The following is a 12,339-nucleotide window of genomic DNA, read 5'->3' as shown; positions in this document are numbered from 1 at the left end:
GGTCGTTTATGACTTCAGTAGTTGGCTTAGATCTTTGGCATCCCAATGAGGGAAATGTTTGCGAACCAATGCGTTGAACTCAAGTTCAAATGCAGAGAAGTTACCGACTTGCTGTTCAACAGAGTCTAAACGGTCTCGAATCAAACCCGCACCAACCGTCACGTTGGTTAGACGGTCGATAACGATGAAGCCACCGGTATCCGCACTCTCACGGTATTTATCCAATGCAACAGTCTCGTTCAAAGACCATTCACACAAGCCAATACCATTCAGTGGTAACTCATCGACAGCGTGGGTCGACAGGTTGTTGATGTCATATTGGTGGCGAACTGTTTCAACCTGACCGACGGTTTTCTTGCCTGCGATCTTGATGTCGTAAGCTTTGCCCGGTTGCAATGGTTGCTCTGTCATCCACACGATGTCAGCCAATACGTGGTTAGTGGATTCAATCTGCGCGTTTTCTAGCACAATCAAATCACCACGACTGATATCAATCTCATCTTCAAGGGTCAGTGTTACTGCCAAGCCCGCTTGCGCAGACTCCAAATCACCATCAAAAGTTACAATGCGTGCAACCTTAGAGGTTTTACCCGACGGCAGCGCCTTGATTTCATCACCGACACTGACACGGCCAGAGGCAACGGTGCCAGCAAAACCGCGGAAGTCTAAGTTAGGACGATTGACGTACTGAACTGGGAATCGGAATTCACCTGCCGAACGCTTTTGGTCAATGTCGACGTTCTCTAACACTTCTAGCAGAGATGGGCCTTCGAACCATGCAAGCTCTTTACTTGGTGCAGCAACGTTGATGCCTTCAAGCGCCGATACTGGCAAGATCTGAATATTGGTTTCGCCTTCTAGGTTTTCTGCAAACTCTAGGTATTCATCGCGAATTTCTTCAAAACGATCTTGCGCGTAATCCACGAGATCCATCTTGTTTACAGCAACGATGAAATGCTTCAAACCAAGCAGGTTAGAGATAAACGAGTGACGACGTGTTTGATCCAGAACGCCCTTACGAGCATCAATCAAGATCACCGCCAGATCACACGTTGAAGCGCCTGTTGCCATGTTGCGCGTATACTGCTCATGCCCAGGAGTATCAGCAATAATGAACTTACGTTTTTGAGTCGAGAAGTAGCGGTAAGCCACATCGATCGTGATCCCTTGCTCACGCTCAGCCTGCAGACCATCAACAAGCAGTGCCAAATCAGGTTTCTCACCTGTCGTTCCCACTCGTTGGCTATCCGAGTGAACCGCCGCTAGCTGATCTTCATAAATCTGTTTTGTATCATGGAGTAAGCGACCGATTAGCGTACTTTTACCGTCATCTACCGAGCCACAAGTTAAAAATCTAAGCATAGATTTATGCTGATGCTGACTTAGATAACCTTCAATCCCTAGTTCAGCCAATTCGGCTTCTACTGCACTATTCATTTTTCTTTCCTTAGATTCTTAGAAATAACCTTGGCGCTTTTTCAGCTCCATAGAGCCCGACTGATCATGGTCAATCGCTCGACCTTGACGCTCACTAGACGTCGCCACCAGCATCTCTTCAATAATGCCCGTTAGCGTATTCGCCTCAGATTCAACCGCTCCGGTTAATGGGTAACAGCCTAAAGTACGAAAACGAACGCTTTTCTCTTCAATCACTTCACCTTCTTGCAGCTCCATACGGTCATCATCAACCATGATCAGCATGCCATCACGCTCAACTACAGGGCGTTTGTCTGAAAGGTAAAGTGGAACAATATCGATGCTCTCTAGATAGATGTATTGCCAGATATCGAGCTCAGTCCAATTAGATAGCGGGAAGACACGAATGCTTTCGCCCTTATTAACCTGACCGTTGTAGGTGTGCCAAAGCTCTGGACGCTGGTTTTTTGGATCCCACGTATGGTTCTTATCACGGAAAGAATAAACACGTTCTTTCGCACGAGATTTTTCTTCATCACGACGCGCACCACCAAAAGCCGCATCGAACCCATACTTGTTTAACGCCTGCTTAAGGCCCTGTGTTTTCATGATGTCAGTGTGCTTCGAAGAACCATGTACAAATGGGCTACAACCCATCTCAATACCTTCTGGGTTCTTATGTACTAAAAGGTCGAAGCCGTACTTTTTAGCCGTACGATCACGAAACTCAATCATCTCGCGGAATTTCCAATCCGTATCTACATGCAATAGCGGGAATGGAATCTTGCCTGGATAAAACGCTTTGCGAGCTAAATGAAGCATCACAGAAGAATCTTTTCCGATGGAGTACATCATCACTGGGTTATCAAACTCAGCCGCCACTTCACGGATAATATGAATACTTTCCGCTTCGAGCTGTTTTAGGTGGGTTAAACGTTCTTGGTCCATTTCAGTGCTTCCTTTAAGGCTCGCGTTACGAGCAATTCATTACTTGGTCTTGCCAAGCATGGGATTTAACTCATCCACTTGAGTGAATGGGAGTATTGGCACTAGAAGAAAACAGAAGCTTCGTGTTGAGCTATCCTTGCTATTCGTCTGCCTGATACGTCCTTGATATAGGCATTATGACGAGCCTCTCATATTACTGGAAATTCTAAAATTTCATTTTTTATTCGAAAAGCTGATAAGGGATTGAATTTATCGATAAGCAGGTGAAATGAATGGACTAATATTATCGATATCAGTTGCACATCGATTAATCAGGTTTGGGAGGCGTCTTGCAGAACACCATAAAGTAATCGATCTAAGTCACGAATTAACATTCGTTGTAATCATTGTTTCATTCCATTTTGTTACATTACGCAACGAATTTTCTACTATCCACTTTGGAGCTACAAAATGAAAGTTGCAATGAAACCTTTGTCATTGGCTGTACTTGCGGGTCTTGGTTTGACTTTAGCAGGCTGCACAACAACACCAGATACCGATGAAGTGATTAAATTACGTGTCGTAGAAACGACGGACATCCATACCAACCTAATGGATTACGATTACTACAAAGACAAGCCATCGAAAAAAATCGGCTTAGCACGTACTGCAACTCTAGTAAAAGAAGCTCAAAACGAAGTAACCAACAGCGTATTAGTTGATAACGGTGACTTGCTGCAAGGTAGCCCAATGGGTGACTACATGGCAGACAAAGGCATCGAAGCGGGTGAAGTTCACCCTGCATACAAAGCTATGAACCAGCTAAGCTACGACGCTGCAAACCTAGGTAACCACGAATTCAACTACGGTCTTGATTTCCTAGAAGAGTCAATCAACGACGCTGATTTCCCGTACATCAGTGCTAACGTTTACGACGCAAAAACCAAAGAACACTACTTCACACCTTACATCATCAAGACGCACACGTTTGAAGATACTGCAGGCGTAGAGCATGAAGTAAAAGTCGGCTACATCGGTTTCGTTCCACCACAAATCATGACGTGGGATAAGAAGAACCTTGAAGGTAAAGTAATCGCTCGCGATATCATTGAGACAGCTAACGAGTTAGTGCCTCAAATGAAAGCGGAAGGCGCTGAAGTTATCGTTGCTATCCCTCACTCAGGCGTATCAACGGACCCATACAGAAATGGCGAAGAGAACTCAACGTTCTACCTATCTGAAGTAGACGGCATAGATGCAATCGCATTCGGCCACTCTCACGCAGTGTTCCCAGGTAAAGGTTTTGATGACATTCAAGGCATCGACAACGAAACTGGCACAATGAACGGCGTTGCAGCAGTAATGCCAGGTCGTTGGGGTAGCCACGTTGGTGTTATGGACCTAACACTTGCACAAAAAGACGGTAAGTGGGAAGTAGTAAAAGGCCAATCAGAAGCACGCCCTATCTACGACAAGATCGAGAAGAAATCACTTGCAGATGCTGATGAAGGCATCGTAACAGCACTAGAAAAAGACCACGCAGGTACTCGTGAGTTTGTTAACCAACCAATTGGTAAAGCAGACGACGTGATGTACAGCTTCCTGTCTCTAGTACAAGACGATCCAACAGTGCAGATTGTTAACCTTGCACAGAAAGATTACGTTGAACAGTTCATCCAAGGTGACCCAGACCTAGACGGTACACCAGTACTTTCTGCTGCTGCGCCATTCAAAGCCGGTGGCCGTAAGAATGACCCAGCGAACTTCACTGAGGTTGAATCTGGCCAACTGACATTCCGTAACGCGGCTGACTTATACCTTTACCCGAACACGCTAGTTGCAATGAAGGTAACAGGTCACGAAGTAAAAGAGTGGCTTGAGTGTTCTGCTGGCCAATTCAACCAAATCGATGTGAACTCAACAGCACCACAACAGCTGATTGAGTGGGATAACTTCCGTACTTACAACTTCGATGTTATCGACGGTGTGGATTACCAAATCGACGTAACTCAGCCTGCGAAATACGATGCAAACTGTAAAGTGGTTAACCCTGATTCTCAGCGTATTGTTGGCCTAACTTACCAAGGTAAGCCAATCGACATGAAGCAAGACTTCCTGATCGCAACCAACAACTACCGAGCTTACAGCGCTAAATTCCCAGGCACAGGTGAAGACTTCATCGCATTTGATGCACCAGATGAGAACCGTACTGTACTGGCGAACTACATCTCTCGCGTAAGCAAAGAGCAAGGCCAAGTGAGCCCAACAGCTGACAACAACTGGTCATTCGCACCAATCAAAACGGATAAAAAGCTAGATATCCGCTTTGAAACGTCGCCAAGTGAGAAAGCGGCACAGTTCATTAAAGAGAAGGGTCAATACCCAATGAAACGTGTTGCCACTGACGATGTTGGTTTCGGCGTTTACCAAATTGATCTAACTAAATAGATTACTCTAGTAATCAATAGTTAACCTTCTAAAAGGCTGAGTTTAACGACTCAGCCTTTTTCTTTTCTTATCTAAATTCTTAGTGTAAGGCCTCAGCTTTCGAAGCTTAAACTCCTGCTCATTCTTCGCCTAATATCGCACACCTCAAATCACCTATTGAATCCAATCAACGTAAAAAAGCAGCAATTCGCTGTAAGTTTTTCTGAGCTCCTCCTGTCTATTTAATTTACTACACTCAATGAATGGCCGGTAAGCCATTCATCTATAGGATAGATAAGGACATTTGATGGGCACCGTCGAGAGCATTCAAGCATGGTTACATTCAGGGGAGGAGTCGCTGCTATGGCTGATGCTTGGCATTATCGCGCTTTCTTACCTGCTTGAAGATCTGGCAATCGTGACGGCCGCTGGTTTAGCGACTCAAGCACTCATCCCACCGCAATATGCGTTACTTGCAATTTTCATTGGCATTGCCACTGGTGATCTTGGTCTTTATTACCTTGGTAAATCAGGACGTTACTTCCGAGGCGTTCGATATAAAGCCCTCACCAATAAGTACTTTCGTTCGCTTCGTACCAAATTACGCCAAAACGCATTCAGCAGCCTTTTTGCTATCCGCTTTATTCCTGGGCTACGCACCGTTGGTTTTACTCTGAGTGGCTTTTTCGCCATCCCACTGCCTACTTTCTTATTTGCCGTCATCAGCGCAACTGCGCTCTGGACTGGCATTGTCTTCTCTGCCATCTACTATTTAGGGACATCAGCCTGGCTGCAAGCCTCTGAATATCAATGGATCATCATCCCGTGTGCCATCGTTTTGCTGTTTATCGGCAATCGATTAATGAATAAAACCTACTCTAGAGGGCTATCATGAGTTCACCGCAAGATATTCGCATCATTCCCGCACATCAAATTAATGCAGGTATGCCTCTGCTTGAAAAAGATACCGTGCGAAGTGTCTCTCCTTATGAGTTTCTTCCGACTTGGTTCTTCTACACGCCAGTGGTCATTCAAAGCCTGATGCAAGGGTTACGGCACTTTGACTGGGCGCTGCCGCTCATCGCCAATCCGAGCATCAAACTCAGTGGCATGGTCGGCGAATCAAAACACGAGATATTAAGCCTTGCCGGATCTTCAAGTCAGCGTTGGATCTCACCGTTTATCACCCTAACCAAAACGGATCTCAGCAGTAAAAAACAAGCCGAAGACGCACGCAGCGCACTCATACAAACGGATCTTGATTTCCCTATCGTGGCTAAGCCGGATCTTGGCTGTCGAGGTGTCGGAGTTAAGCTGATCAACACACAAGATCAACTTGAGCAGTATGTTGAATCTTTCCCAAATAATGCTCGCTTTCTACTGCAGAAAAAGGCGCCTTATCAAGCCGAAGCGGGTGTTTTCTATGTTCGTTACCCAAACAAAAAGCAAGGCGAGATCATCTCGATCACACTCAAATACGCACCAATGGTGATGGGTGATGGCAAGTCGACACTCAAACAGTTAATTGAAAATAGCCCGCGTGCTGGGCAGCTTAGTCACCTGTATCTACCGAGACATGAAGATAAATTGGATCAAGTGCTCGCAGAGGGCGAAGAGTTCCAACTCGCGTTTGCAGGCAGCCATAGCCGTGGCTGTATCTTCCGAGACGGTAATCAATACATCACTCAGGCTTTAACCGAACGCTTAGACGAGATATTCGACGACTTCGATGGCTTTCACTTTGGTCGACTCGACGTCAAGTTTAAGGACATGCACAGCCTAATGAACGGCGAGGATTTCACGATTCTTGAGGTCAATGGCGCAAGCAGTGAGGCTGGACATATCTGGGATCGCAACACCCCATTGCGAGAGATATTTTCCACGCTACTTCTGCAATATCGCATTCTTTTTGATATTGGCGCTCAGCAAAAACAACGAGGCCACCAATCCCCTTCTTTCAAGAGCTTATTTGCGGCGTGGCAAGAAGAGCGACGTCTTGTTCAACAATATCCGACTACCGACTAACTTTTCACGAGGATCATGAATGAACCCCATAGCCCAGCCGAGCGCCCTTACTTCTTTCTCTCCTAGCATCAAGGGAGCGGTAGAGATATTGAATCAGGGTCTAGAGTTTTTGTTAGCGATTTCTGACAGCGATTACCTAACACGAGCAAAGCCACACGTTACAAGCTCTATCGGTGAACATACTCGTCACACACTGGATCTTTTTCACGCCTTGATTTTAAAAGAGGATGAGACCGTTGATTACAACACTCGTCGTCGTGGTCATCCTGTCGAATACGACCGCTCTATTGCAGTCAAAGAGATCCACTATGTGATCAACTGGCTTGAACGATTAGACCGTCGAGATCTCGAAGCGCCTATCATGATCCAAACCGAAGTTTCGATGGACGCTCAAGTGTTCGCAATCCTGCCTTCAACGCTCGAAAGAGAGGTCACCTTTGCCGCACTGCATGCCAATCATCATTACGCTATGATCAAGGTGATCACCACCTTCCTAGACGTCGAGACCTGCAACACCTTTGGTTATGCCCCAACCACCAGCAGCTATCTGAGGGAGCAATAATATGTGTTCAGTATCTTGGCTGCTTGAAGAAAATGGTTATCAGGTCTTTTTTAATCGTGATGAACAAAAGACGCGGGCACTGGCAATGCCACCTAGACAATATCGAGTCAACGGTGTCGATATCATCATGCCACTCGACCCAACTGGCGGCGGTAGCTGGATAAGTATTAATGAGTTCGGGCTTTCGCTGTGCCTACTCAATAACTATCAAGGCACAGTGCCCGTTGGTCCTTTAGTAAGCCGCGGTTTGCTACTTAAAAACCTATCATCGAGTCGTAATATCAGTCAGCTATCTGAAGCGTTTCACAAGCTAGACCTACACTCTTTTGCCCCATTTACCTTGCTAGCTTTCGCGCCCAATCTAACCCAACACAATGGTCTGGTTATCGCCTACATGTGGGATGGTATTCAACAGAAAATAGTCGACACTGATTCTCCACTCTTCTCATCCGGTGTTGATTTAGAGCGAGTGCAAGCCTACCGACAAGCAAAATATGATCAGCTCATGGCGGCAGGTAAGAATCAACAGAACTTACTGATGTTCCACTCTCACCATCACAATGAGCAACCTCATTTAGCGACCTGTATGCATCGCGAAGACGCACATACCGTGAGCTTTACACACTTACGTAACCTGCATGGTCAAGCCTCTATGTTTTATGCACCCGGCTCACCATGCGAACCCATTAAACCATGTCAGATAAATCAGCAGCGCTTTACCTTTGATTTATCACCCGCAATCAATCTATAGATGGAGTCCATCATGAGAAAACTATTCACCATGGTTCTGCTACTTGTTAGCCCGTACGTATTTGCCGCCGATGAAATCTACACTGGTTTCTTTAGCAGTAAGGCGCTCGATGGCTACGATACCGTCGCATATTTCACTTCCGGTAAGCCCATTGAAGGCAGTAAAAAATTCAGCACTGAGTACAAAGGGGCGGATTGGTATTTCTCTTCTGAAAAGAATCTGACTTTATTTGTTAATAATCCTGAAAAATATGCCCCTCAATATGGTAGCTATTGCGCTTGGGCAGTATCAGCGAAGAGCGACTTTGCACCGAGTGACCCACATCAATGGACGATTGTTGATAACAAGCTTTACCTCAACTACGACCAAGAGATTAAGCAGCGCTGGGAACAAGACCAAGCACAGCATATTCAACAAGCCGATAAAGTTTGGCCGCAACTGATTAAGTAAGGTAATTTCATTATGATTGATAGTCCTTTTCGTTTACCACGTTACACGCCTTTTGGTTTAGGTGAGTCTGTTGTCGAGTGGGCAACTGGGCTATCTAAGCTAGACCGACTCTACCAAGATCGTAAAAACGAGTTATCTAGCTTCGAATTCATGAATTACACTCTGTCGGCGCTCAATATCGACTACTCGGTTGCATCGGGAAGCACGGAAAACATCCCGGAAGAAGGGCCTGTCGTGATTGTGGCGAACCACCCGCTTGGCGCCATCGAAGGCGTGATCCTTGCCGATCTCGTAGGATCAGTAAGAAAGGATGTGAAGGTGCTGGCCAATGAGTTACTTAAGCGCCTGCCTGAACTGGATGATCTTTTCATCGGTGTCGATGTCTTTAACAGTAAAGAATCGAAACGCACCAATGCCAAAGCGATTCGAGATGCCAATCGTCATTTGGCTGATGGTGGACTATTGATTGTATTCCCAGCAGGTGAAGTATCAAGCTACCGTAAAGGGGCAAAAACACTGACAGACATCGAGTGGAGCAAGTCGGTAGCGAAATTCGTCAAACGTCACCAAGCCACCACGGTACCTATCTTTATCAATGGCAAGAACAGTGAGCTTTTCTATCAAGCGGGTCGTGTTCATCCACTGTTGAGAACCGCTCTACTCGGGCGTGAACTTCTTAATAAACAAGCGACAACTATCTCTATCTCGATTGGCTCATCGATTCCGTATTCAGAGATAAAATCGTTTGAAAAAGAGATGGATATCGTCAACTACCTACGACTTAATACCTATCTAATGAGTCAACAAGATAGTCCGAACACGCCAATCCACGCGCCCTCTTTCGATACCCAAGTGATAGCGCCTATTCCACCAGAAGTCTTATCAATAGAGATAGACTCACTCCCTGAAGAGATGAAACTGCTCGAGCAAGGGAACTTTGAGGTCTACTGCACACCAAGCCAATCTATTCCTAACTTAATGCGCGAGATTGGTCGAGTAAGAGAAGAAAGCTTTAGAGAAGTCGGAGAAGGCAGTGGGCTGGCCTGTGATTTAGATGAGTATGACCTTTACTACCATCAACTGTTTGTGTGGAATAAAACCAAGGCAGAACTGGTCGGGGCGTATCGACTCGGTATGGTCGACAAACTCATCGCAGAGCACGGGCTTGATCAGCTTTACTCTCGTAGCCTGTTTAACTACAACCAAGAATTCATTGATACGTTAGAAAACAGCATTGAACTAGGGCGATCGGTAGTAAGTAAACCTTACCAAAAGAGCCTGAACTCACTGTTACTATTGTGGAAAGGCATTGCGACCTTTGTGTCTCGTCACCCTCAATATACCCATCTGTTCGGCCCAGTCAGTATCAGCAATGATTACAGCCACAATGCGCGTCTGTTGATCGCGACCACGTTATCAATCCACCATTATGATGAGGAAAAGGCGAATTTGGTTTCACCTTCGTCACCACTCAATACCAGCAGTCATGTGTTCTGGCAAAATCACCTGCTCTCTTCACTGGCGAGTGTGCCTCTGCTCTCTAAAGTGTTAGCACGCATGGAGCAAGGTAAAGGCCTGCCGGTACTGCTGCGCCAATATCTAGGGATGAACGGTAAACTGGTGTGTTTTAATGTCGACCCATCGTTTAATGATGCCTTGGATGGCTTGATTGTGGTGAACCTTAAGAAGGTTCCATTGAAGACCTTAGGTAAATACATGGGCAGAGAACTTGCTCAAGATTACCTAGAGCAACACGCACGCCTCTGATTTATCCTGCTCTGTACCTCTCTCCAAATAAGTGCGATGATTTCGGCACTTATTTGGGATAGGTTATTTTCATGCACACCTCTTTTATCGAACAACTGCAAAGCTTCGACTTCTCTGAAAGCCAGATTGAATCTCTACTCGCTGTCGCCAAGCCACTTGAGCTGCCAACCAGACACATCTTGATCAATCAAGGTGAGATGGCGAGTTCAATCTACTTTGTACTTGAAGGCTTGTGCCATGCCTGCTACCTCACTGATGATGGTAAGCAATACAGCAAAGAGTTCTATTGGGAACAAGATTGGATCATCGGCTTTGAGAGTCTGATAAAGAACCAAGCCTCTCCTTACCTATTAGAAACGCTGACACCCATCACCATGTTAGAGCTGCCAATGAATGCGGTTATCGAGTGGCGTGCATCAAATAATCCTTTGTATTTAAAGCTGTTAGAAACACAACTGATGCATAAGGAAAACAAAGAACGCTTCATGCTGCTCTATACACCAGAGCAACGCTATCAGCTGTTCTGCGAGCACTATCCCGACCTTGAGCAGCGCTTGAACGACAATCAAATTGCAGCCTACCTAGGAATAACCGCAATCAGCCTGAGCAGAATTAAAGGTCGAATTAACAATAGTTAATGCCAACAATCATCGCGCATAGTACATTCAGAGCATCGATAATCTCTGGATGTAAACATGATCACTTGGCACTCAATTCCTTTTTCTGAACTCTCAACACAACAGCTTTATCAACTACTTAAATTAAGAGTCGATGTATTTGTGGTCGAGCAGACTTGTCCTTATCCAGAGCTGGACGGTAAAGATACACTCGCGGGTGTTGAGCACCTGCTTGGCTATGCTGATGAAGAGTTGGTAGCGTGTGCACGTTTATTACCACCAGGTACCTCTTACGACAACACCAGCATCGGTCGAGTCGCAACCAAGCAATCGGCAAGAGGTGGTGGCTTGGGGCATCAATTAATCAAAGAAGCATTAACACGCTGCGAGGCTCTTTGGCCAAATACGGCCATTGATATTGGCGCGCAGCAACACCTAGAAAACTTCTATGCGAGCCACGGCTTCAACACCATCTCGGATATGTACCTCGAAGATGACATTCCTCATATAGACATGAGATTAGAAAAATAATGACGAATATCACTGCCGGTATTCTATTGTTGGTTGCAGGTAACTTGTTTGCCTCGCTTTCCGACGTAGCGGTAAAGCTGTTAAATGGCGAAGTACCGCCCTTACAGTATATTTTTTTCCGACAGTTGATATCTCTGGTCATCATCACCCCTTTGTGGCTACAGCAGGAAAAAGAACAACGGCGCTTACAGCAGGCTAAGGTAACCTTCATTCGAGGTCAGTTAATTCTGATCGGCAGTGGGTGCATGGTGGTCGCGATCACTCACTTGTCTCTGGCAACCGCCAACGCAGTATTTTATGTCGCGCCTTTACTGATGTTGCCGCTCTCAATGTTGCTATTGAAAGAGCAACCGGCACTCGGCAAGGTTATCGGCACAACCATAGGTTTTATTGGTGCATTGATTGTCTTGAGGCCATCACAATTTCATTGGGCGGCACTGTTTGCTTTGGGGACAGCACTCACCCTAGCACTATTTAATGTACTCGTAAGAAAGCTTCCTAGTGAGCAAACGGTGGTCACTACGCTGTGGTGGACAACCTTATTCTCTATTCCAGCCTCATTAGTACTGTGCTTCTTATACTGGCAGCCAGTGTCTGTGGAGCATTTGGGATACATAGCCCTGAGTGCGACGCTAATCTTAAGTTACAACGGCCTTGCGGTTGCTGCCTATCAAAAAGCACACTCTAGCCAAATTGCCTTGGCTGAGTATTCAGGATTGGTGTTTGTCGCGCTAATAGGTGCAATATGGTTCGATGAGATTCCGGATACATTAACCTTTATCGGAATCATGCTTATCATCTTGCCACTCGCCCCTTTCAAGCGACCAAAAAAAAGAGCTAATGCTTAGCTCTTTTCTATCGTTTAT

Annotated in this window: 12 protein-coding genes; 10 read left to right on the top strand and 2 right to left on the bottom strand. The window is 45.8% G+C overall.

The window, feature by feature from the left end; all coding sequences use genetic code 11:
• Positions 1-6: 6 nt before the first annotated feature.
• Complete coding sequence (cysN, locus tag ACED41_RS13695) at positions 7-1,437, bottom strand: sulfate adenylyltransferase subunit CysN (RefSeq protein WP_017058887.1); 1,431 nt, start codon at positions 1,435-1,437, stop codon at positions 7-9.
• An 18-nt stretch (positions 1,438-1,455) separates the two neighbouring features.
• Positions 1,456-2,400, bottom strand: a complete 945-nt coding sequence (gene cysD / locus ACED41_RS13690; RefSeq protein ID WP_226088532.1) for a sulfate adenylyltransferase subunit CysD — start codon at positions 2,398-2,400, stop codon at positions 1,456-1,458.
• A gap of 414 nt (positions 2,401-2,814) precedes the next feature.
• On the opposite strand from cysD, the gene ACED41_RS13685 reads away from it, so the two are divergent.
• The 10 genes from ACED41_RS13685 to ACED41_RS13640 all read left to right on the top strand — a co-directional run bounded on the left by ACED41_RS13685 (position 2,815) and on the right by ACED41_RS13640 (position 12,321).
• Entirely contained in the window at positions 2,815-4,791 is a 1,977-nt protein-coding gene (locus ACED41_RS13685; RefSeq protein ID WP_371725126.1) for a bifunctional 2',3'-cyclic-nucleotide 2'-phosphodiesterase/3'-nucleotidase, read from the top strand.
• A 286-nt stretch (positions 4,792-5,077) separates the two neighbouring features.
• Entirely contained in the window at positions 5,078-5,665 is a 588-nt protein-coding gene (locus ACED41_RS13680; RefSeq protein ID WP_371725125.1) for a DedA family protein, read from the top strand.
• Positions 5,662-6,795, top strand: coding sequence for a D-alanine--D-alanine ligase (locus ACED41_RS13675; RefSeq protein ID WP_371725124.1), 1,134 nt, complete (start codon positions 5,662-5,664; stop codon positions 6,793-6,795). Before ACED41_RS13680 ends, ACED41_RS13675 begins: the two co-directional genes overlap by 4 nt.
• 19 nt (positions 6,796-6,814) lie before the next feature.
• Positions 6,815-7,357, top strand: a complete 543-nt coding sequence (locus ACED41_RS13670; protein WP_371725123.1) for a hypothetical protein — start codon at positions 6,815-6,817, stop codon at positions 7,355-7,357.
• A 1-nt stretch (position 7,358) separates the two neighbouring features.
• Positions 7,359-8,108 carry an NRDE family protein gene (locus ACED41_RS13665; protein ID WP_017058882.1) on the top strand — a complete coding sequence of 250 codons (750 nt, stop codon included), beginning with the start codon at positions 7,359-7,361 and terminating at the stop codon, positions 8,106-8,108.
• Between the two features lie 12 nt (positions 8,109-8,120).
• Positions 8,121-8,558 (top strand): YHS domain-containing (seleno)protein, encoded by a 438-nt coding sequence (locus ACED41_RS13660; protein WP_371725122.1) that lies wholly within the window; start codon positions 8,121-8,123, stop codon positions 8,556-8,558.
• Positions 8,559-8,570: 12 nt separating this feature from the next.
• Positions 8,571-10,325, top strand: a complete 1,755-nt coding sequence (locus ACED41_RS13655) for a lysophospholipid acyltransferase family protein (RefSeq protein WP_102333017.1) — start codon at positions 8,571-8,573, stop codon at positions 10,323-10,325.
• A gap of 71 nt (positions 10,326-10,396) precedes the next feature.
• Entirely contained in the window at positions 10,397-10,963 is a 567-nt protein-coding gene (locus ACED41_RS13650) for a Crp/Fnr family transcriptional regulator (RefSeq protein WP_017067547.1), read from the top strand.
• 57 nt (positions 10,964-11,020) lie between these two features.
• Entirely contained in the window at positions 11,021-11,473 is a 453-nt protein-coding gene (locus tag ACED41_RS13645) for a GNAT family N-acetyltransferase (protein ID WP_017058878.1), read from the top strand.
• Complete coding sequence (locus tag ACED41_RS13640) at positions 11,473-12,321, top strand: DMT family transporter (RefSeq protein ID WP_371725121.1); 849 nt, start codon at positions 11,473-11,475, stop codon at positions 12,319-12,321. The genes ACED41_RS13645 and ACED41_RS13640 overlap by 1 nt, the downstream gene beginning before the upstream one ends.
• Positions 12,322-12,339: the final 18 nt, after the last annotated feature.

The organism is Vibrio sp. 1F255 (assembly GCF_041439145.1).
Taxonomy (GTDB): Bacteria; Pseudomonadota; Gammaproteobacteria; order Enterobacterales; family Vibrionaceae; genus Vibrio; species Vibrio crassostreae_C.
Note: the sequence above shows the minus strand (reverse complement) of the source record. Positions and strands in the feature narration are given on the sequence as shown.